The following is a 20,871-nucleotide window of genomic DNA, read 5'->3' on the forward strand; positions in this document are numbered from 1 at the left end:
CCCGGCTCACCGCCGATTCGCCGAACTCATCACGAGGAGAATCATGGAAACGTCCCTTCCGCCTTCCGCGCCCTCGTCCGGCGTCTCCGCGCCGCCGGATCCGCCGCGGCGTGCCCTCGCCCCGGCCCTGGCGCTGTTCGCCGCGCCGTGGGGCTTCGTCGTCGCCAACGGCGCGTACGCGTGGGCGACGCGCGCCGGAGGAGGTGACAGCACCGGGGCGGAGGCGCTCGCCCTTGCGGCGGCGCACCCCGCGCTGAACCGCCTCAGCGCCGTCGCCGCGATGCTGGGAAGCCTGCTCATGGTCCCGGCGGTCCTCGGCGTCAGGCGCCTCGTGGCCGACCGGAGCCGGAAGCTCGGCTTCGCCGGCGCGGTGCTCACCGGCGCCGGGTACATCTGCTACTTCGGCATCGCCTTCAGCGGCAACGTCGCCGTCGCCATGGCCGAGCACCCGGGCCCGGCCGCAGAGTACGCGGCCGTCCTCGACAGCAGCCAGAGCGACCCGTCGACCCTGTGGGTGTTCCTTCTCTTCGTGCTCGGCAACATGGTCGGAACGCTGCTGCTCGCGCTGGCCCTCCTCCGCAGCCGGGCCGTCCCGTTCTGGGCCGGCGCCGCGGTCGTCGCGTGGCCCGTGCTGCACGTGATCGGGCTCGTCGCCGGCAGCGAGTGGTTCGAGGTCGCGGGCGCGGTCCTGGAAGGGGTCGGCTTCGCCGTCGTCGGCCTGCGACTCCTGGCCCGTCCCGGCCTTCCGGAGGCCGGGACGGCCTGACACGAGGGCGGGCGGGAAGGGGCGGGCCGCCGGTCACACGACGACGGCGTCCTCGAAGGACATCCGCACGTGGTCGGCTGTCGCCGTCATCACGGCCGTGCCCGGCAGGCCCAGCTCGCTCAGCTCCTTGGCGATCGGATGGTTCCCCAGCCTGATCAGCGCCCCGCCGGGCCGCGCTCGCACCCCGCTCGCCCGGGCCGCCCAGGGGACGCGCCGGGTGACCCCGTCGATGTGGGAGTAGGCGTCCATCCGGGCCAGGCTCCCCGGCGGGAGCGGGACGCCGGGGCGGAGCAGCAGGTCGAGCACCAGCCGCCCGTCCTTGCGCAGCACGCACCGCTTGTACGGCGAGGCCAGCCGCAGGTCGATCTCGGCCCGTTCCTTCGGGAAACCCCAGATCTGCCGGCCGGCCTCCATCGTGAACCCCTGGTCGACCGGCAACCAGTGGACGAAGGCGCCGGAGCCGGCCGTACGGGCGTCCTTCAGCCCGGCCAGCGGTCCGCGGGACGGCGGGCGGCCGGAGCCCGGAGGCCTGATCAGGAACGCCATGCCGAACTCGTGGTAGGCGTCGAGATCGCCGTCGCGGTACCGCACGAACACCAGCGTGCATGCGGCCTTGCCGGGCAGCACCTCGGTCACGTCCAGTCCCGAGTACGCGATCACGGCGCGGGCGGCGTCGGCCCGCACGAGGTAGGTCGCCGCGCCGGCCGACGCGTCCCTGATGCGTACGGGCATGTCGATCCGGCGTCCCTGGATGAGATGGCTGCTCACGCCTCCAAGTAGAGCAAGCCCGGGGCCGGGGCGGTAGCCGTACGCGGGCACGGGTCCCCGCCGCTCGCAGCGGTGAACCGGCCGTGGCGGCGGGTCTCCTGGGGGCGCGGGGCTCGTGGGAGCCGGGCCTGCGGCGGCCGCGCGGGCCGCGTCAGGCGGGGAGGGCGCGTCCGCGCGGCAGGACGGGGGCGCGGTGCGGGGCACGCGCCCACCGTTCGAGCTGGGCCACGAACCGCGGGGCGCGTACCGGCCAGTGGAAGCGGCGCAGCGCCTCGGCGTGTCCCCTGGCCCCCATCGCGGCGCGCCGCGCGGGGTCGTCGCGGAGGTCGAGCACCGCGCGTACGGCGGCGTCCGCCGCGTCCCCGGCCGTGCGGTCGGCGCTCCCGGGGAACGGGATCACCAGGCCGCACCCGGCCCCGGTCACCGCCCCGGCCGCGCCCGGCGACGGCGTGGTGATCACCGGGATGCCGCGGGCCATGTACTCCATGACCCTCGGGGGAACGGCGTCGCGGAGGCCGGGCACGTCGTGCGTCAGGGACAGGCCCGCCAGCGCGCCCTCGGCCATCCGGAGCGCGTGCGTGTTGGGGACGTGCCCGAACCAGTCGAGCAGCCCCTGCCGCTGGGCGTCCCGCAGCAGCGGCCGCACGCCGGGGTCGGCCGAGCCAATCAGGTCCAGCCGGATCCCGTACGGCCGGAGGCGGCGGGCCAGCTCGATCATCCCGGCCGCGCCGCGGGCCCGCGAGAGGCGTCCGACGTAGACGAGCCGGTCGTCGCCCGGCGGCGGGGGCGGGACGGCGGGGACGTACGTGTGATCGGGCACCACCGGGTGGCCGCCGGGGAAACGGCCGCGGAGCGACTCGTCGGCGAGGATGAGGTGCAGGCGGCGCTCCGCGCGCCGCTCAAGGGCGGCGACCAGCGGCGGCAGCGCCGCGCGCAGCGGCCCGGGCGGGTACGCCTCGGCCTCCAGCACGCTCCGCGTGTCCTCATGGACGTCCAGGACGGTCACCGGCCGGCGGCGGGGCAGCGCGAGCAGGAGGTCGATGTCGTGGACCAGGAGCAGATCGGCGTCCCGGCAGCCCTCCGCCAGCGCGGACCGCGCCGCGCGCAGCGCCCTCGCGCGCCGCAGGCCCACCGCCCGGGGCACGTCGAGCGCCCGGATCTCCGGGGGCGGCGTCACGTTGCAGTGGGTGAACGGGGCGATGTAGGTGACCTGGTGCCCCGCGTCGAGCAGGGCCCGGATCTGCCGGTGCGCGATCCGGGCGTCGTCGGGGTGGTGGACGATCGTGCCGACACATACCCTCATGCGTCGACTTTGCGGTCTCATCCCGTCGCGCCCGGATGTGGCGCGTTAATCCATGCGAAACTACCGCTGAACTTCCGGCTGCGGCTCCACCGGGCGCTTGGCCCTGCGGTAGAGCCAGGTGAGGCGCGGCTCCAGCATCCACTTGAACAGCGTCCGGGTGATCGGCAGGCACAGGATGGTGGCCAGCAGGAAGCTGCCGCTCAGGATGGCGACGACGCCGAGCGGGCCCTCCAGCCATGGGGCCTTCAGCCAGCCCATCTCCTTGCCGATCATCACGGGCACGCCGTGCAGCAGGTACGCGTACAGGGTGCGCGTGCCGAGGTCGGAGAACCACATCTGGCGCCGGGGCACGAGGGCCATGACGCTGAAGCAGATCACCGTGACCCCGGCGAGGAAGACCACGCGGAAGCCCATGCCGTACCACCACGTCATGTTCAGGTCGTGGTAGCTGGCGTTGAAGTACCACAGGCCCAGCTTGAGGCGCGGCGCGAGGACGTAGACGGCGACCGCCCAGACCAGCAGGGTGACCCCGGCGACGATCCGTACCCAGACGCGGTTGAGCAGCTCGAAGTGCTCGGGCTTGAGGACCAGGCCCATCGCGAAGAAGGGCAGCAGGCCGAACACGCGGTCGATGCTGAAATCACCGCTGAGCTGGGACAGCCCGGAGAAGAGACACACGACCACCGCGGTGGGCAGCGGATATCTCATCCGTTTCCACACGGGTGTGGACAGTCGCCAGAACAACAGGGCGAGGAGATACCAGTTCAGCCAGTAGGGATCGAGGATCGAGATGCTCCACTTGTGCCCGAAGACGACGCGGAGCAGGTTGTAGCCGAACTCGACGATGACATACGGCACGAGGAACGTGTCGACGAGCTTGTTGGTCTTGGCGTTCGAGTTCCAGAAGTTCTTCGACAGATAGCCACTGATCATCACGAACAGCGGCATGTGGAACGAGAACATGAAGATGTACAGCGCCCGGTTGGCGTCGGCGCCGACCGTGGGCCGGATCGCGTGCGAGGTCACCACGAGCGCGATCAGCAGGAACTTGACGTTGTCCAGGTACGGGTCGCGGCGCTTGGGGCGCGGAGCGGGCTCCTCGAGCTCCTGCTCCTCCCACCCGGCCGGCGGCCGCACCTCGCCGAACCCGGGCGCCCCCGGGCCGGGGCCGTACGGCGACGTCTGCTGGGGGGCCTGCGCCCAGGCGGGCAACGGGAGCGGGTCCGGGCCGGGAGCCGGAGGTGCGGGCGCGGGCGGGGCCGCGAGTGCGGCCTGCTCCACGGTGCTCGGTACGGCGAGGCCCTGCGGCACGTCGTGACCGGCGCGACGCCACGGGTCCCACGGGTCCGCGGGCAGCTCGGGCCACTGCTGGGCCGGGGGAGCCGCCGGGACGGCGGGCATCGCCTGCGTCGGCGCCTGTCCGTGGCCGGAGCCGCGGCGCGGGCGCTGGGGCAGGCGCTCCGGCGACGCGGGCTGTGCGAACGGGTCCTGTGCGGGTGCCGCGAACGGGTCCTGTGCGGATGCCGCGAACGGGTCCTGTGCGGATGCCGCGAACGGGTCCTGAGCGGGTGCCGCGAAGGGGTCCTGAGCCGGCGGAGCGAACGGGTCCTGAGGGGCCGCCGCGAACGGGTCCTGGGCGGGGGCGCCGTAGGGGGCGCGCCCGGAGGCGGCGGGATCGGTGGCCACGTCAGGAATGGGCGCGGCGAACGGGCTCTGCGCGGCCTCACCGAAGGGACTCTGTGCCGCTTCCCCGAAGGGGCCCTGCTCCCCGAAGGGGCTCTGCGCGGCCGGGGCGGCCGGGTCGGACGCGGAGGCGGACTCCGCGCTCGCCGAGCGGCCGGTGGAGAAGTAGTCGAAGCCCTGGGAGGCCGGGTCGGGCGCTCCCATCGCCTGCGCCGCTCCCGCGCGCGGGGAGCGCGGCCGGCGCTTGGGCAGTGGCCGGTGTTCGGCGCCCTGCTCGGCGGAGGTCGTACCGGCGGAACCGGCGGAGGTCGTACCGGAGGGGGCGGACCCGGCGGAGGCCGCGCCGGCGGGGGTGGACCCGGCCGAGGTCGTGGGAGGAGCCGGGGTGCCGGTCTCCGGCGAGGTCGTCGCGGAAGACCGGGACGCCCGCGAGTGCGAGTCGGATGCCTCGGGCTCGGCCGCCAAGAAGGCGCCGGTGGCCGGCGGGCCGGGCGGCCCGGCAGGCGACGGGGTGGCTCCGGACCGTCCCGGCCAGGACGACGGAGCGCCGGAAGACCCGGATCCCGAGACGTCGGCCCCGGAGGTTGCAGAGCTCGACGGGGCCGGTCCCGGTGCGCCGGGCCGGAAGCCGGACGAGGACGGAGCGTCCGTCCCCGGGAAGGCGGACCCGGACGCGCCGGGGCGGGACGGGCCGGCGCCGGAAGGCGCGGAAGCCGCCGGGCCCGGATGCATCGGGCCCGGGGACCCCGTCGGCCCGGCAGAACCCGAAGACCCGAGCGACCCCGACGGCCCCGATGCCGAGCCCGGGGAGCGCGTCGGCTCCGCCGGACCGGCCGGCCCAAGGGATCCCGACGACGACGCCGAGCCTGCCGGGCCCGGGGCTCCGGTCGGCCTCGCCGAGCCCGCCGGGGAGGCGGGCGCGGAGCCGAAGGACGCGAAGTGCCCGGTCGACGGCGGCTCCTGGGACGACCCGAAGTGGCCGCCGGCGGGCGTCGCCGCCCACGGCTGCCGTACGGGCGGCTCGGGCTCCGAGGACGCTCCGGGCTCCAGGGAGGACCCGGGCGCGCCGTCACCGGGAGCGCCGGGCTGCGGCGGCCACTCGCCGGTGATGCGGCCGATCACTCCGGTGGGCGCGTCCTCGGAGGGATCGTACGGATCGCCCGGGTTCGCTCCCGGTACGTCAGGGGATGGGCGAGTGTCAGTCACGGGAGGAAACTCTCAAGGTTCGCCGAGCGGGGGCCGGTGGCTCATTCGAGATGGAGCCTGCGTTCAAGACGCTAGCGCGGACTTCCCGTGCGGTCAGGCGAACGTGCGAGCACGGAATGCGTCCGCTCGCCCAACCTTAACGTAAGTCTCGTGGATCACTCCTGTATCGGACATCAATAATTGCTGTGAGCGGCCGACCTCAGCCCTTGCAGATGTCGGTCTCGGAGGTCACGGCGTCGTCGCCGACGTCGAGCGCGACCTTGACGCCCTTCCAGTCGGCGCCGACCACGAGCTGGATGATCGGGCCGGCCACCCGTCCCGGCTTGGCCGGTGTCGTGGTCGAGACGAACGGGGTGACCGGGCCGGTCGCCAGCTTGCCGGTCTCGGGCTTGACCTCGGTCTGCAGCTTGCCGCTGAGGATCTTGGCCTGGTCCCAGCCCTGCCCGGTGTAGCGGATCATGGTCGCCGGCTGGTCACTGCCGTCCGCCTTGCGGGCGTCGCCCACGCCGACGACGCGGAAGCCCTCGGCGGCCAGTTCCTCGGCCACCTCCTTGGCCTTGCCGGAGGTGTTGGTGCCGTTGAACACCTGGATCTTGACCTGCTCCGGCTTGGTCACGGTCGGGGTGGCGGGCTTGGTGGTGCCGCCGGAGGCGGAGGCGGCCGGGCTCGGGGTGGCGGTGACCTCCACGTCGCCCCGGATGCCGGCGAACAGCTTCTCCGCGGCCGGCTGCTTCCACTGGACGCGGTTCTTGTCCGCCACGTACGGCTCCCAGGGCACCTTGGTGCCCTTGAACCCCTTGGCGCTGAGCTTGGAGGCGCTCATCGCGATCTGGATGAGCGCGTCGCCGTTGAGCTTGTCGTCCATCGTGACGGAGTCGGCCGTGGCGGCGACGAACTTCTGCAGCTTGCCCAGGTCGGTGAGCAGCCCGCTGCTGGTCGCCTTCTTCACCACCTGGGAGATGAAGAGCTGCTGGCGTTCGATCCGGCTGATGTCGCCGCCGTCACCGAGGCCGTAGCGAGCCCGTACGTAGGCGAGGGCGGTCTCGCCCTTGACGATGTGCTTGCCCTTGCTCAGGACCAGCTTGGCCTTCTTGTCGTTGACGTCCCTCGGTAGACAGATCTCGATGCCGCCCAGGGCGTTCACGATGTTCTTGAAGCCGGTGAAGTCGACCTTCACCCAGTGGTCGATGGGGATCTTGGTGAGCGTCTCGATGGTCCGGCGGGTGCAGATCATGCCTCCGCTGGAGAAAGCTGAGTTGATCATGCCCAGGTGCTGCCCGATGACGGCCTTGGTCTTGACGTCGCGGCACTCGGGGATGAGGACCATGGAGTCGCGGGGGAAGCTGATCAATGTCGCGCCGTCCCGGTTCGGGGCGATGTGCAGCAGCATGATCGTGTCGGTGCGCTCGCCGTCGTTCTCCATGTGCTGGCCGTACTTCTTGTTGTCGCCGGTCCGGGTGTCGGACCCGACGAGCAGCACGTTGATCGCGCCGGTCGCGTTCTCCGGGCGGTTCTTGTCCAGGTCGTCGGTTGATTTGCCGACGTGGATCATGCCGAACGTGTCCCGGTAGACCTTGTACGCGGTGAGCGTGCCCGCGACCATGACGGTGGTCAGCGCGATGCTCGTCCAGCCGAGCACGCCCAGGCCGCGCTTGACGCCGCCCGAGCCGGGGCGGCGCGAGCCGGGCCCGCCCGGTCCTCCGCCGTTGGGGCCGCCGGGGCGGTCGCCGCCGCCCCCGGCCCGGCGGGCTCCCCGCCGCCCGGCGCCGTCGTCGCCGGAGGTGTCGTCCGTGCCCATCTCGTAGTGGTCGTCGCCGCGGCCTCCGCGCCTGCCGCGCCTGGCCCGGCCCTTACCGCCGTCCGGTTCGTCGTCGTAGCCCTCGGCGGCCGCAACGTCCTCGACGACGTCCTCGTCGGCGGACTTGCGACGGCCCCAGAGCTTGCGGCGGGGTTCCTCGTCGTCGGGCTCGTCCCAGGGGTCGACGTTGGAGCGCCGTCCCCAGCGCCGCTTCGGCGGGTCGTCGAGATAGTCGTCGTCGGGCTCGCGCTCGCCCCAGGGGCCGCGCTCGGGCTCGTCGTACTCGTCCTGCCGGTACCCCTGCCCCTGGTATCCCCGCTCCTGATAGGCCGGGTCCTGGTAACCGGGGTCCTGGTACCCCTGGTCGCGGTAGCCCGCGTCGGCGTACCCCTGGTCGTGGTGGCTCTGGTCGCGGTATCCGCGGTCCTGCGGAGGCGGAGCGGGCCGTTCGGCGGCCCTGCCGCCGCTCCTGCGGCGACTTCGCGGAGCGTCGTGGGCGTCCTGGTAGGCGTCGGCCTGGTACCCCTCCTGCCGGGAGGGGTAGCCGTCGCGCCCGCGCGCGTCGAGGGGGCGGCGGTCCCGCGGGTCCGCCTGGCCGTAACCGGGGCCCGGCTCCTCGCGGCCCCAGACCCGCTGGTCGTTCCCGGGTATTCCCTGGGGCTGGTGGCGGCGGTCGCTCATGCGCCTCTCCTCGTGGTGAGGCGCGCTGGACGTGTGGGCGAACAGCCGGTCCGACTACTGCTTCGCACGCACACGTCTTCCTCCTTGCTTTACGGTCATTTGACCGAGAGCGTGACAGCTCTTGCCGAAGGCTAGGCCACGTACGCGCGGGCGGGCGCCGTGATCGCAGATTTTGGACGTGACCTGTCTTTTGCTTCGACGGGGGTGATCCAGCCGGAAGCATACTCAAGCATGGATATTTCGGGGTATGTCAAATAGCTGAAGAATGTCGGACTCTCAGGAATCCTCCAGGTCAGCGTGGAGCATCCGTCCGATGCGCCGGAGATCGGGCAGGTCAGGAACCCCCGGCCCGGACGGGAAAATCCGCGAAACCCAGATCACGCCCCGGCCGCCCGAGCCGCGGCAGCCCCGGCGGTGCCGGTGGGCGGCCCGGAGTCAGCGCCGGGGACGCGGACGCAGGACGAGCGCGGCGGCGAGGAACGCCAGCGGGGTCGCCGGAAGGACGTACCGGTAGTCGAACTCGGCCGTGGCGGCGGGAACGAGCAGCAGCAGGCCCGCGATCGACCACGGCACCGCCCAGGCCAGCCGCCACCCGTCACCCGTACGCGACCCGGGCCCCGAGGCGGCCAGCCGCCGCGCCCAGCGCGCGGCGGCCGCCAGCGGCGGGAAGAGGAGGACGGGCAGCAGCAGTGCTCCGGGCAGGAAGACCACGCTCTGGTAGGCCCGCATCACCCCGGCGAACGGCTCGACGACCTCGGTCGAGATCGGCCCGCGCTGGTAACGCTCGGCGAACTGGGTGCCCACGATCGCGGGATGGCGGCCCGGCGGGTCGGGGGTCTCCGAGGGGAACTCGTAGTACCCGTAGACCTCGGCGTCCGGATAGACCGGACGGCCCCACGTGAACGTCCGGGCCAGCTCGTCCAGGGTGGTCGCCGCGTAGTCGAGCGGCTGGCTGCGGATCGCCAGCCAGGCGAACCGGCCGGCCAGCGCGTCGGTCTCGCTGAGGAACGTGATGCCGGGCAGGCGGACCAGGGGAGAGTCGGGGTCCCAGATGTAGTCCTGCGACGGCGGTCTGCGCGCCGGAGACCGGTCGTCGCAGAGCACGGCCAGGTCGGCCGGGGGCCGCATCACCCGGCAGTCCGCGAACGCCATGGTCCGCGCGTACAGGAAGGCCCCGTTCGAGCCGACGAGCCCCACCCGGTGGTGGGCGGCCCAGAACCAGCCGGCGTACGCGGCGACCGGGACCAGCGCCGCGGCCAGGAACGCCCCGGTGACCCGCCACGGCAACCGGCCGCGCCGCCCCCGCCCGCCCGACGCGCCCGCGGCCCCCGCGCCGCCCTGGCCCGCCCCGTCGCCCGTGGTTCCGGTAGCCCGGCCGGCGGCGCGTGAGCCGTACCACAGCAGGAGGACGGCGAAGGCGGCGATCAGCGGGAGCGCCACCGTCCGCGTCAGGGTCGCCGCGGCCAGGAGCAGACCGGTGGCGACGGCCGTGCGCCAGGTCAGCGGGCGCAGCGCCACGCAGACCGCGGCCACGACCAGGAACGTGAACAGCGAGTCGGAGACGAGCAGGTGCTCAAGCTGCACCTGGTACGCGTCGAGCAGGACGGGCGCGGACGCGAGCGTCCCCGCCCACAGCGGCCTGCGACGGCGGATCACGGCCACATAGATCATCACGCCGGTCAGCAGGCCGAGCGCGTGCTGGGTGAGCGCGACGAACCCGAAGTCGTGCAGGGGCTCCAGCAGCCGCAGGAACATCGAGTAGCCCGCCGGGCGGACCAGGTCGGGCTTCGGCCGCATCGCCGTCACCACGTAGCTGTAGGAGTCCGGGAACCACAGCGCGGGCCGGAACCCCAGCATGGTCACGATCCGGAGCGCGGCGCCGAGCCCGAGCACCCCCAGGAACCATCTGTGGCGGCGAGCCCAAGGCGCGATGCGCCGCAACCACGACACCCTTACTCCCCGTCCCCCGGCGTTCCTCGTCCCCCGCGTTCTCCCCGGCGTACGCTACCGGGCGCCGCCGACAGATCGAGCAGCGCCGGCCCGCGCCCTCTCAGTACACCGTCCCGGCGGGGAGCGCGCGGGCCGATGAGTCGTGGCGGGCCGTTACGCTCGGCTCATCCCGACGAAACGGTTCGGCCGGCTCCGGCCGCGAAGGACATGGCCGTCGGCGGGCCGGGTGCTCGCCGTCGGCTCCGTCGTGCCCACGCTCGCGCTCGCCGGATGGCTGCTCGCGGGCCTGCCGCTGCTGCTGCTCGGCTGGTTCCGGCCGCTGCCCATGGCGCTGCTCGGCGGCGGCACGGCCGTCCTCCTGTGCGTGCTGGGCCTGCGCCGCCTCCCCGAGAGCGTGCACGCCCTCGGGCGGCACACCGCCGCCGTGGCCGGCATCGCCGTCGGGTCCGGCCTGTTCAACGGGTTCCTGCGCTCCGAGCAGCTTCTCGTGCGGCGCGATCCCGCGACGTACGCGCAGTACGCGATCTGGCTGGCCCGGCACGGCTCGCTGCCCATCCCGTACGGCGAGGGCGGCTTCGGCGGCCTCGACCCCGCGCTGCGCTTCGACAGCGCGGGGTTCTACGACTTCCACGGGGCGATCGTGCCCCAGTTCATGCCGGGCCCGCCCATGCTGGACGCGATCGGCTACTGGCTCGGCGGGGTGCCCGGGCTCCTGCTGGTCCCGCCGGTGCTGGGGGCGCTGGCGGTGCTCGTCGTCGCCGGGACGGCCGCCCGCCTCGCCGGAGGCCGCTGGGCGCCGCTCGCGGCCCTGGTCTTCGCGGTCAGCATGCCCATCCTCTACACGTCGCGGACGACGTTCAGCGAGATCCCGTCCCTGATCCTGCTGTTCGGCGGCATGACGCTGCTGCTCGACGCCCGCCACCGGCTCCGCGCCGGGGTGGGCGCCAGGACCGCGGCGGCGCTGGCCGGGCTGGTCTTCGGCCTCGCCCTGCTCGTACGGATCGACGGTCTGCGCGACGTGCTCCCCGTCCTGGCGTACGCGGGGCTGCTGATCGCGCTGCGCCGGATCTCCTGGCCGCCCGCGCCCGCCGGCGCGGGCGCGGACACGGTGGCGGCGCGGCGGTTCGCGGACGGCAGGCTGGGCGTGCCGCTCCTCGCCGGGCTGGCGGCGGGCGGGTTCTGCGGGTTCGCCGCCTGCTACCTGCTGGCCCGCCCCTACCTGGAGTACCTGTCGGGCTCGCTGACGCCGCTGCTCGCGATCTGCGCCGTCGTCGTCGTGGTCACCGCCGCGGGCGCGGCACTCGCCCCGAGGATCGCCGTCCGGGTCGCCGCGCGCCGGTCGCGGACCGTGCGGGATGACCGGGGCGATGACGCGCGTCCCCGCGGAGCTGATCCGCGGACGCCGCGAGCCCAGGGGAGCCCGGAGCGGGACGGCGCCGGGGGCGGACGGTCACCGCGGTCCTCCCGGCTGCCGCGGCCTTCCCGGTTGCCGCGGCCGTCCGGACTGTTCCGGTCGTCGGCGTTGCCCGGGTGGGCCGCCGCGCTCGTCGTGCTCGTCATGGCCGGCTTCGCCGTACGGCCCTGGGTGCAGACCGTGCGGCGCGTGGCGGTGACGCGCGAGGACATGCTGACCGCCGACTTCATCGAGAAGGCCCAGATGGCCAACCGGCTGCCGGTGGACGGCACCCGGCTGTACTACGAGGACTCCCTTTACTGGGTGATCTGGTACGTCGGGGTGCCGGTCGTGGTGTTCGCCACGCTCGCCGCGGCCGTCCTCGCGCGGCGCCTCGCCAAGGGGCGGAGCCCGAAGTGGCTGCTCCCGCTGGCGATCGTCGGCTGGACGACCGTGACGACGCTGTGGCGTCCCGCGATCACCCCGGACCACCCGTTCGCGGCGCGGAGGCTGGTGCCGGTCGTGATCCCGGGGCTGATCGTGCTCGCGGTCTGGGGCCTGCGGTGGGGGTGCGACCGCCTCCGCCGTTCGGGGCACGGCAGCCGTCTCGCCGTGGCCGCCGGGGTCCTCCTGCTCGTGGTCCCCCCTGTCGTCATCTCGATCGGGACCGCGTTCTCACCGGTCGAGCGGGGCGAGGCGGCCGCGCTCGACCGCATGTGCGCGGCCATCCCGCGCGACGCGTCCGTGCTGATCGTGGAGCGGGTCACCGGGGAGAGGTTCGCCCAGGTGGTGCGCGGCCAGTGCGGCGTCCCCACCGCCCGGATCAAGAACCCCGCGGGTTCGAGCGTCGCGACGGGGCTCGACGTGCGCCGGTTGATCGGCAAGGTGCGGGCGGCGGGCCACCGTCCCGTGCTGCTCGCCGCCGAGCAGGACCAGCTCACGCCGTACGGCACGGCCACCCAGGTGTTGCGGCTGCGCAGCAGTCAGGACGAGCGGTCGCTCGTCGGCCCCCCCGACGCCGTGTGGGGTTTCGCGTCCGATGTCTGGATGGCCGTCCCGGAGGAATCCCGCTGACCTGCGCGCCGGCTCTCGTCGGCCGGTGAGCACCAGGATCACCTGTAGGGAGACCACAGGACGAACGAACCGCGGCGTTCCGGCTGCCGATCCTGTGCTGCCGACGCCGAGATGTTCGGGAGAGCGTGGGGCGGGAAGCGGGCGTTTTGTGCGGGCTCGCCGGCACCTCCGACGCGGTGGAGGCGACCGTCGTCGTCACCGCCGTCCGTGAGACGGCGGCCATCCTCACGTCCGATCCCGGCGATCTGCGCGCGCTGCTCGACGCGGCGCGGCCCGGTGTAAGGCCCGCCCTGATCGTCCTGTGACCCGCACAGGGTCCCCTGCCGAGTTCCAGCGGTGAGGGGGCGGCCCGCCGTTCGTGGCCCGCGCCGATGATCACGCCACTAAGGTCTGCCGCATGGATTTGTCGTCGGATATTCCGGAAAGCGAGGAACTGTCCTTCGGGAAGGAAGCCACTCGTGAGCCGAGGAGGAGCGCGTGGCTGCGGAAGTTCTCTTCTCCGCGACGAAATTCCGGGGTGGGGAAAGCGTTCGCGGCGGCGGTCTCCGTAGCGGTTCTGCTGGCCGGAGCGGCGGCCGACGCCCGAGATGAGCGCGGCCAGTGGCCGTTGCCGCCGCCCGACGGCCCCTGGCCCGCAACCGGCACCTTCCTCATCCATCTCTGCCGGGACGACAGCGCCGCGACCTGGGAGGCCTGTGAGGGCGGTGGCGCCACGACGGACGCGGAGAGGTGGGTCATCGAGGGGACGCTCGCCTCGCTCCCCGAGGTCGCGACGTACGGCCGGATGACGTCGGAGGAGGCGCTGGCGATCGCGCGGCAGGATTGGCAGATCGGCTACATCCTCACCGCGGATCTGATGCGCGAAAGCTACGGCGGCACACTGCGGCCGGGAGACTGGCGTGCCCTGCTCCGCACGCTGGCGGGCCTGCCCGGGGTCGGCGTTCCCATCGCCTACCGCGACGACTTCTGGTGGGGGAAGGCGGACGTTTCGGTCGCCCTGTGCCCGGAGGTATCGCTTGACCGGTTCGCCAGAGCATGCGAAGGGCGTGGGCGGGCCACCGAGGCCGAGCGGCAGGCCGTCCTCGACCGGATCCGCGAGGTCCGCGGCATCGAGAAGATCTACGTCGAGGACCCGGCGCACGCGGCGAAGGTGCGCGACCACCTGGAGTGGCACGGGGGTAGGGCGTCGTACGCGAAGGGTCCTTTCGACGAGTTCCCCGAGACCTTCTACGTCAAGCTCGCCGACCCCGGCGCGGCGGCGCGGATCGAGAAGTCCGTCGCCGGTCTGGCCGGTGTCGCCGTCGTGGCACCGGTCGCGGCGCCGTGAGGCCGCCGGCGGCGGGTGAACCTCGGGCGGAAGCCGTACGAGATCGTGATGTGGGGCGGGGATGTGGCCGCGGCAGAGTACCCTTTGCCGACGTGAGCACGCCCGACACCTCTGGAAGCGCCGTGACCCCCGCCGAAAATCCGTACGTGACGATCGTCCTGCCCTGTTACAACGAGCAGGACCACGTGATCGACGAGGTCGAGCGCATCTGCGCCGCCATGGACTCCAGCGGCTACACGTACGAGCTGCTCGCCGTCGACGACTGCTCCACGGACGAGACGCTGATCCGGCTCAAGGAGGCCGCGCCGCGGTTCCCGAACATGCGGATCAAGGCGTTCCACCGCAACGGCGGATCGGGCACGGTCCGCAGGATCGGCTCCCAGGAGGCGCGCGGCGAGATCGTCGTGTGGACGGACGCCGACATGACCTACCCCAACGAGCGGATCCCCGAGCTGGTCGGCATCCTGGAGAAGGACCCGACGATCGACCAGGTCGTCGGCGCGCGGACCACGGAGGAGGGGTCGCACAAGTTCCTGCGGGTGCCGGCGAAGTGGTTCATCCGCAAGGTCGCCGAGCGGCTCGCCGGGCAGCGCATCCCCGACCTGAACTCGGGTCTGCGGGCGTTCCGCAAGTCGGTCGCCAAGCCGTACCTGCGGCTGCTGCCGCCCGGGTTCTCCTGCGTCACGACGATCACGCTGGCGTTCCTGTCGAACCAGCACGACGTCTACTACCTGCCGATCGAGTACGCGAAGCGGGCCGGCAAGTCGAAGTTCAGCTTCGTGTCGGACGCCTACCGGTACATCCTCCAGGTGCTCCGGATGATCATGTACTTCAACCCGCTGAAGGTGCTGATGCCGCCCGCGCTGTGGCTGGTCGGCATCGGCCTGCTCAAGGGCGTCGTCGACGTGATCAGGCACGGCTTCTACCTGACCAGCAACACGATCGTGATCTTCCTCTCGGGTCTGCTGATCGGGTCGCTCGCGCTGCTCGCCGACCTCATCGTCCGCTCCAGGGCCGAGTGACGGCGGCACGATGAGGATCGCGATCGTCGGCCCGACATATCCCTACAAGGGAGGCGGCGCCCAGCACACCACCGAGCTGGCCCACCGGCTGCGGGCGCGCGGCCACGACGTGGTGATCGAGTCGTGGCGGGCGCAGTACCCCTCCTTCCTCTATCCCGGGCGGCAGACGATCGACACGCCCGAGGGCGAGCCGTATCCGGGGACGCGCCGCGAGCTCGACTGGCGGCGGCCCGACGGGTGGGTCGCCTGCGGGCGGCGCCTGCGCGGCGCCGATCTCGTGATCCTGGCCGTGCTCAGCCCCGTCCAGGTGCCCGCCTACCTCGGCATCCTGTACGGCCTGCGCCGCCGGACCCGCGTGGTGGCGCTGTGCCACAACGTGCTGCCGCACGAGCGCAAGCCGTACGACCGGCCGCTGATCAAGGCGCTGCTGTCCCGGGTGGACGCGGTGCTGGCGCATTCGGAGCAGCAGGCGGAGCTGGCCCGCGGGCTGGCGAAGGCGCCGGTGGCGGTGTCCGCGCTCGCGCCGCACCTGCCGGCGTCCGGAGGAGCCGCCGCCCGGGGGCGCGAGCCGCGTCGCGAGCTGCTGTTCTTCGGCATCGTCCGGCCGTACAAGGGGCTGGACCTGCTGCTGCGGGCGCTGGCCCGGGTGCCGGACGTGCGCCTCACGGTCGCGGGCGAGTTCTGGGGCGGCCTGGAGGAGACCCGGACGCTCATCGGTGAGCTGGGGCTGGGCGAGCGGGTCGAGCTGCGGCCCGGATACGTGCCCGCCGAGGACGTGCCGGAGCTGTTCGCGCGGGCCGACGCCCTCGTGCTGCCCTACCGGTCGGCCACGGCGAGCCAGAACGTGTGGCTCGGCCACGAGCACGGCGTCCCCGTCATCGCGACGCGGGTCGGCGCGCTTCCCGACAACGTGACCGACGACGTGGACGGCCTGCTCGTCGAGCCCGGCTCCGCGGACGCGCTGGCCGAGGCGATCGTGCGCTTCTACGAGCCCGGTACGGCGCGGCGGCTGGCCGAGGGCGTCAAGGCCGTCGATCCCGAGCCGTTCTGGACCGCCTACCTGGACACGCTGCTCGGGCTCTCCTGACCGGCGGACAGGTCGGGACGCGGGACGGTGCGCGCGAGCAGGAAGCCGATCCCGGCCCAGGCGGCGTCCCCCAGGGTGAAGGCCACCCGCGACACGACCGCGACCACCAGCGCCCTCGGGGTGTCGAGGACGGGCGCGAGGGCGACGACCATGGCCCCCTCGCGTACGCCGATGCCCGCCGGGACCACGACCGTGAGGATGCCGGTCGCCCAGGCCAGCGCGTACGAACCGGCGGCGACGGCGTAGAGCGAGAGGCCGCCCGGCCGCATGTCGGCGACCAGGATCCACAGGTGGGCGCCGTAGCAGAGCCAGCCGGCCATGGTCCAGGCGGCCGTCCGCAGCATGTCGGTTCCGCTCAGCACCCGGTCGAGAGGCTCCTTGCGGGCGATCCTGAGGGCGAGGTTCAGGCCCCAGGTCATCACGCGGGGGTGCAGGCCGACGAGGATGAGCGGGATCAGCGCGAGCAACTGCCACGCCTGGCCGGCGATCTGGTGGGAGAGGGTGGCCGCCGCCAGGGTGAGCGCGCAGCCGAGCGAGGTGACCAGGGCGAGCGCGGTGGCGCTGAACGTGCGCCGGGGAGGGGCCCCGTGGTCGCGGGCGAGCTCCATCATCGCGGCGAACGCCCACACCGAGCCGGGGATGTACTTGCCGAGCTGCCCGACGTAGAGCACGCGGGCGGCCACCCGGAACGGCAGGCGCGAGCCGAGCCCGCCGAGGACGGTCATCCAGGCGAGCAGCATGAAGGCGAAGCCCGCCAGCACGGCGGCGAGGCATCCGGCCAGCGACCACCACGAGAGGCGGGCGAGGGCGGCCGACGTCTCCGTCCAGTTCCTGGCCAGGCCGTACGCCAGGAATCCGAGTGCGACCAGGGCCAGGAGGCCCCTGAGCAGTCGGCTCGACCGCAGACGGCTCAGCAGGCGGCTCAGCATCCGCCAAGAGTACGACCTGAAGCTACCGTTTGGTAGGGGTCGGTTGTCCACAGGGCGGGCGAGCGGGGCCGGGCGCGCCGGTACTGTTGGGCGGCGTGGGAAGCGACTGTTGTGCGGCGCCGGAAGCGCGGGAGCGGTGAGCGGGCCGGTGATCAGCAGGGTGATCAGCCCGGTGGACACCGTCGGGCAGCCCGGTGGGCGGGCGGACGGACGGTCTGGTGGACGGGCCGATGAGCGGATGGGGCCGCGTCGCGGCCGGGGAGTGGTGAGCGACAGGTGAGCAGGCAGCGGGCCGCCCAGCTTGAATACTCCGAGTTCCAGTCCGCGATGCTGGACGAGGAGAAGCGCCGCCGCAAGGCGGCGAAGATCATCGCGGTGCTCGGGCACTTCCTCGGCGCCGAGGACCCCACCCGCCCGCTGGCCGGGCTGACCGTCGCCGACATCGGGTGCTCCGCCGGGTTCATCGCGGACGAGCTCGCGGCCGCCGGGGCCGCCCACACGTTCGGGGTGGACATCGACGTCCCCGGGCTGCGCAAGGCCGCCGAGCGGTTCGGTGAGCGCGTCGAGTTCGTGTGCGCGGACGGCGGTGCGCTGCCGTTCCCGGACGGGTCGGTCGACGTGCTGGTGTTCAACCACATCTACGAGCACGTGGTGGACCCCGACGCGGTGATCAAGGACATGCACCGGGTGCTGTCCGACGACGGCGTGCTCTACCTCGGCCTCGGCAACCGGCTCGGCGTCATGGAGCCGCACTACAAGTTGCCGTTCCTGTCCTACCTGCCGCCCGCCGCCGCCGACCGTTACGTGCGGGCCTTCGGCCGGGCGGACAGCTACTACGAGCGCTTCCGCACCCGGGGCGGCCTGCGCCGGATGCTCAGGGACTTCCACGTGTGGGACTACACCTTCCCGGTGCTGGCCTCGCCCGAGCGGTTCGCCGGCGGCGAGCTGTTCCCGGGAGCGGTCGGGCGGGCCGCGAAGGACACGCTGGAGCGGGCGCCGCGCGCGGCGTTGAAAGCGCTGCTCCCGGTCGTGCCCACGTACCTGTGGGTCGCCACCCGGCGCCCCCGCCGCCCGCGCGGCCCCCTGCTCCCGCAGCCCCCAGAGCCGGTACGTACGCCGTGATCGGGCCGCGTGACCGCACCGTCCCGGCGACCGGCCCCGGCCCCGGCCGCACGGCCGCGAGGGGCGGGGCCGTGACCGGCCGGAGCGACTGCCGCGAGGCCGTGCGGCTGCTGTTCCCGGGTGTGGCGCCGGGTTTCGGCGTGTGGGCGGTCGCGAGGGGACGGCGGGGGGAGGTCCGGTGAGCGGGCGGAAGGTCTTTCGGCTGCTGTTCCTGGCTGTGGCGTTGGGTTTCGGCGTATGGGCGGTCGCGAGCCGGTGGACCGAGGTGTCCGAGGGGTTCGCCCGGCTGTCGTGGCCGGAGCTCGGCGGCTCGCTGCTCGCCGTGATCGCCGCTCTGGGCTGCGGCATGATGATGTGGCGGGCGCTGCTCGCCGATCTCGGCTCGCCGCTGGCGCTCCCGCACGCCGCGAAGATCTTCTTCGTCGGCCAGCTCGGAAAGTACATCCCCGGCTCGTTGTGGCCGGTGCTCGCGCAGATGGAGATGGGCCGCGACCACGGCATCCCCCGGGCGCGCAGCGCGACGGCCTTCTTCCTGACCTATCCCGTCTATCTGGGCAGCGGGCTCCTGACGGCGGCCGTGACGCTTCCGGTGCTCGCGGGCGGCTCCGTCGCCAGGTTCGCCTGGCTGCTGCTGCTGATCCCGGTGCTCGCGGCCGTCCTGCATCCGTCGGTGGTCAACTGGGGCATCAACCGCGGGCTGCGGCTGCTGCGCAGGCCGCCCTTGGAGCGGCCGCTGACCCGGCGCGGTGTGCTGGTCGCGTGCGGCTGGGCCTTCGGCGGATGGGCGGCGTACGGCGTGCATCTCGCGCTGATCGTCCGGGGTCTCGGGGCGCCGGGACCGAGGGCGGCGCTGCTGAGCCTCGGCGCGTTCGCCCTGGCGTGGTGCCTGGGCTTCGTCGTGGTGATCGCTCCGGCGGGAGTGGGAGTGCGCGAGGTCGCGATGGTGGCCGCGCTGGCTCCCGTGCTCAGCCAGGACGCCGCGATCGCCGCGACGCTGTGCTCCCGGCTGATCGTCTCGGTGGGCGACCTCGTGTGCGCGGCCCTCGCCGGGATAGCGGCGCGCGGGGCCGCCGCCGCCACGCCGGTCGGGTCGCGCGCGGTGTCCGCGCACGGCGACCCGCCCGAGGACTGACCTCCCCCGGGACGCTGCTCCGGCGTGGCTGCTCAAGGGATGACACTGCCCTCAGGACGCCTTGTCCTCGGTCTGGGACAGGCCCAGCCTCTTGGGCCGTTCGGCCGGCCGGAAGCCGTCGATGTAGGCCTGGTCGCGGCGCCGAGCCTCGGCTACCGCTTCCTCGCCTCCCGAGTCGGCCACGATGTCGGCGCGGATGTCGCTCCACTTGGGAAAGCCGGTCATCGCTTCTTCTCCTCCGCCTGTAGCGAATCCTTTACTTCAGGGCGGTGGGTGGCGTCGTTCCCTGGGGGGCGGGCGGGGCGCGCGGGTGTCGGGGCGGCGGACGTGATCCCGGCCACCCTTCCGTGGGCGGCGGTTTGCGCGATTCGCGGCATTTACCTGGCCAGCGGAATTCCAGGGAAGGGTCTCAGGTCGGGCACATCTGGTTTCCTTCCGGCGTCCTGCGGGACGTTAGGCTAACCTCGCCAATGTGAGGACGAGCTGTTTGCCGGAGTCGGCCCATTATGAGGCGATTCTTCTGGTTGGAGGTCAAGGTACGCGTTTGCGGCCTTTGACGCTTTTTACTCCGAAGCCATTGCTGCCGACCGCCGGGGTCCCGTTCCTCGCGCACCAGCTCGCCAAGGCGCGCTCGTTCGGGGTGCGACGGATCGTGTTCGCCACCTCCTACCGCGCCTCGATGTTCGCCGAGGCGTTCGGCGACGGTTCCGGCCTGGGGCTGGACATCGTCTACATGACCGAGGAGACGCCCCTCGGCACGGGCGGTGCGATCCGCAACGCCGCCCAGGCGCTCACCTGCGGGCCGGACGACCCCGTGCTGGTGCTGAACGGCGACATCCTCTCCGGGCACGACATCTCCGACCAGATCAGGGTCCACGTCGAGCGCGGCGCCGCCGCCACGCTCCACCTGACCGAGGTGGACGACCCGTCCCGGTTCGGCTGCGTGCCGACCGACGCCGACGGCCGCGTCACCGCCTTCCTGGAGAAGACCCCCAACCCGGTGACGAACCGGATCAACGCCGGGTGCTACGTGTTCCAGCGCTCGGTCATCGACTCGATCCCGGCGGGCCAGGTCGTCTCGGTGGAGCGGGAGACGTTCCCCGGACTGATCGAGGACGGCGAGCTGGTCCTGGGCTACTCGGACACGTCGTACTGGCTGGACGTGGGCACCCCGGCCGCCTTCGTGCAGGGGTCCGCCGACCTCGTGCTGGGCAGGCTGGAGTCGCCCGCCCTGCCGGGCCCGGTGGGAGAGTTCCTCCTTCTGGACGGCGCGACGGTCTCGTCCGAGGCCAAGGTCGGCGGCGGCACGGTCGTGGGCGCGCGGGTCACCGTCGAGGCGGGGGCCAGCGTCCAGGGCAGCGTCCTCGGCGACGGGGCCGTGATCGAGACGGGTGCCACGGTGATCGACTCGATCGTCGGCCCGGGGGCTCGCGTCTCGACCGGCGCGGTGCTGCGCGACGTGGTCGTCGGCGACGGCGCCGTCATCGGCCCGGGCAACGAGCTCGCCGCCGGCGCGCGCATCTGGCCCGGCGTCACGCTGGACAGGTGCTCGGTCCGGTTCTCCAGCGACATCTGACACGCGTCCCCGGCCGGCGCGCGCCCTGGACACCCGTGTCGCGCCGGCGCGGGT

The 20,871-nt window shown here is 73.1% G+C and carries 16 protein-coding genes; 9 read left to right on the forward strand and 7 right to left on the reverse strand.

All coding sequences use genetic code 11. The annotated features are described in order from the left end of the window. Positions 1 to 43 precede the first annotated feature (43 nt). Positions 44 to 766: a hypothetical protein gene (locus AWQ70_RS08700; protein WP_067172542.1), complete on the forward strand. Its 723-nt coding sequence runs from the start codon at positions 44 to 46 to the stop codon at positions 764 to 766. A gap of 33 nt (positions 767 to 799) precedes the next feature. Here the strand turns inward: AWQ70_RS08700 and AWQ70_RS08705 are convergent, their stop codons facing one another. The 5 genes from AWQ70_RS08705 to AWQ70_RS08725 form a co-directional block, all read right to left on the reverse strand. Next, positions 800 to 1,534, reverse strand: coding sequence for an acetoacetate decarboxylase family protein (locus tag AWQ70_RS08705; RefSeq protein WP_067172544.1), 735 nt, complete (start codon positions 1,532 to 1,534; stop codon positions 800 to 802). Positions 1,535 to 1,685: 151 nt separating this feature from the next. Continuing rightward, a complete protein-coding gene (locus AWQ70_RS08710) occupies positions 1,686 to 2,837 on the reverse strand; it encodes a glycosyltransferase family protein (protein WP_157529955.1) in 1,152 nt (383 codons plus the stop codon). Positions 2,838 to 2,897: 60 nt separating this feature from the next. After that, positions 2,898 to 4,985, reverse strand: coding sequence for an acyltransferase family protein (locus AWQ70_RS41945; RefSeq protein WP_157529956.1), 2,088 nt, complete (start codon positions 4,983 to 4,985; stop codon positions 2,898 to 2,900). Between the two features lie 940 nt (positions 4,986 to 5,925). After that, a complete protein-coding gene (locus AWQ70_RS08720) occupies positions 5,926 to 8,205 on the reverse strand; it encodes an LCP family protein (RefSeq protein ID WP_157529957.1) in 2,280 nt (759 codons plus the stop codon). 435 nt (positions 8,206 to 8,640) lie between these two features. Further along, entirely contained in the window at positions 8,641 to 10,155 is a 1,515-nt protein-coding gene (locus AWQ70_RS08725; RefSeq protein ID WP_245646848.1) for a hypothetical protein, read from the reverse strand. A 142-nt stretch (positions 10,156 to 10,297) separates the two neighbouring features. Between AWQ70_RS08725 and AWQ70_RS40180 the strand changes: the two genes are divergently transcribed. The 5 genes from AWQ70_RS40180 (at position 10,298) to AWQ70_RS08750 (ending at position 16,058) form a co-directional block, all read left to right on the forward strand. After that, positions 10,298 to 12,622, forward strand: coding sequence for a hypothetical protein (locus tag AWQ70_RS40180; RefSeq protein WP_174552369.1), 2,325 nt, complete (start codon positions 10,298 to 10,300; stop codon positions 12,620 to 12,622). Between the two features lie 125 nt (positions 12,623 to 12,747). Beyond that, the gene (locus AWQ70_RS38685; protein WP_067172549.1) at positions 12,748 to 12,927 is read left to right on the forward strand and encodes a hypothetical protein; all 180 of its coding nucleotides are present in this window, start codon (positions 12,748 to 12,750) and stop codon (positions 12,925 to 12,927) included. A gap of 212 nt (positions 12,928 to 13,139) precedes the next feature. After that, positions 13,140 to 13,949 carry a permease-like cell division protein FtsX gene (locus tag AWQ70_RS08740; RefSeq protein ID WP_067172551.1) on the forward strand — a complete coding sequence of 270 codons (810 nt, stop codon included), beginning with the start codon at positions 13,140 to 13,142 and terminating at the stop codon, positions 13,947 to 13,949. A 92-nt stretch (positions 13,950 to 14,041) separates the two neighbouring features. Then, positions 14,042 to 14,971, forward strand: coding sequence for a glycosyltransferase family 2 protein (locus AWQ70_RS08745; RefSeq protein ID WP_067172553.1), 930 nt, complete (start codon positions 14,042 to 14,044; stop codon positions 14,969 to 14,971). Between the two features lie 10 nt (positions 14,972 to 14,981). After that, complete coding sequence (locus tag AWQ70_RS08750) at positions 14,982 to 16,058, forward strand: glycosyltransferase family 4 protein (protein ID WP_067172555.1); 1,077 nt, start codon at positions 14,982 to 14,984, stop codon at positions 16,056 to 16,058. On the opposite strand, the gene AWQ70_RS08755 is transcribed toward AWQ70_RS08750, so the two are convergent. Next, positions 16,028 to 16,987 (reverse strand): lysylphosphatidylglycerol synthase transmembrane domain-containing protein, encoded by a 960-nt coding sequence (locus AWQ70_RS08755; protein ID WP_169808636.1) that lies wholly within the window; start codon positions 16,985 to 16,987, stop codon positions 16,028 to 16,030. The two genes, AWQ70_RS08750 and AWQ70_RS08755, sit on opposite strands and share 31 nt — an antisense overlap. Before the next feature lie 276 nt (positions 16,988 to 17,263). Here AWQ70_RS08755 and AWQ70_RS08760 point away from each other — a divergent pair, with 276 nt between their 5' ends. Together AWQ70_RS08760 and AWQ70_RS08770 are read left to right on the forward strand one after the other, a co-directional pair. Further along, a complete protein-coding gene (locus tag AWQ70_RS08760; RefSeq protein WP_218004466.1) occupies positions 17,264 to 18,109 on the forward strand; it encodes a class I SAM-dependent methyltransferase in 846 nt (281 codons plus the stop codon). Positions 18,110 to 18,287: 178 nt separating this feature from the next. Continuing rightward, the gene (locus tag AWQ70_RS08770; RefSeq protein WP_084516670.1) at positions 18,288 to 19,241 is read left to right on the forward strand and encodes a lysylphosphatidylglycerol synthase transmembrane domain-containing protein; all 954 of its coding nucleotides are present in this window, start codon (positions 18,288 to 18,290) and stop codon (positions 19,239 to 19,241) included. Between the two features lie 51 nt (positions 19,242 to 19,292). On the opposite strand, the gene AWQ70_RS38690 is transcribed toward AWQ70_RS08770, so the two are convergent. Continuing rightward, on the reverse strand, positions 19,293 to 19,466 hold the full coding sequence (locus tag AWQ70_RS38690) for a hypothetical protein (protein WP_157529958.1): 174 nt from the start codon (positions 19,464 to 19,466) through the stop codon (positions 19,293 to 19,295). 247 nt (positions 19,467 to 19,713) lie between these two features. Here AWQ70_RS38690 and manB point away from each other — a divergent pair, with 247 nt between their 5' ends. Beyond that, a complete protein-coding gene (gene manB / locus AWQ70_RS08775) occupies positions 19,714 to 20,817 on the forward strand; it encodes a mannose-1-phosphate guanylyltransferase (protein WP_245646849.1) in 1,104 nt (367 codons plus the stop codon). Positions 20,818 to 20,871 lie beyond the last annotated feature (54 nt).

Source organism: Microtetraspora niveoalba (assembly GCF_001570405.1).
Classification (GTDB): domain Bacteria; phylum Actinomycetota; class Actinomycetes; order Streptosporangiales; family Streptosporangiaceae; genus Microtetraspora; species Microtetraspora niveoalba.

What these genes read in the sequence shown, in the direction of transcription:
- AWQ70_RS08700 (WP_067172542.1), top strand. Translation starts at nt 44, where the DNA reads ATGGAAACGTCCCTTCCGCCTTCCGCGCCCTCGTCCGGCGTCTCCGCG.
- AWQ70_RS08720 (WP_157529957.1), bottom strand. Translation starts at nt 8,205, where the DNA reads ATGAGCGACCGCCGCCACCAGCCCCAGGGAATACCCGGGAACGACCAG.
- AWQ70_RS08755 (WP_169808636.1), bottom strand. Translation starts at nt 16,987, where the DNA reads ATGCTGAGCCGCCTGCTGAGCCGTCTGCGGTCGAGCCGACTGCTCAGG.
- AWQ70_RS08710 (WP_157529955.1), bottom strand. Translation starts at nt 2,837, where the DNA reads ATGAGGGTATGTGTCGGCACGATCGTCCACCACCCCGACGACGCCCGG.
- AWQ70_RS08750 (WP_067172555.1), top strand. Translation starts at nt 14,982, where the DNA reads ATGAGGATCGCGATCGTCGGCCCGACATATCCCTACAAGGGAGGCGGC.
- AWQ70_RS38690 (WP_157529958.1), bottom strand. Translation starts at nt 19,466, where the DNA reads ATGACCGGCTTTCCCAAGTGGAGCGACATCCGCGCCGACATCGTGGCC.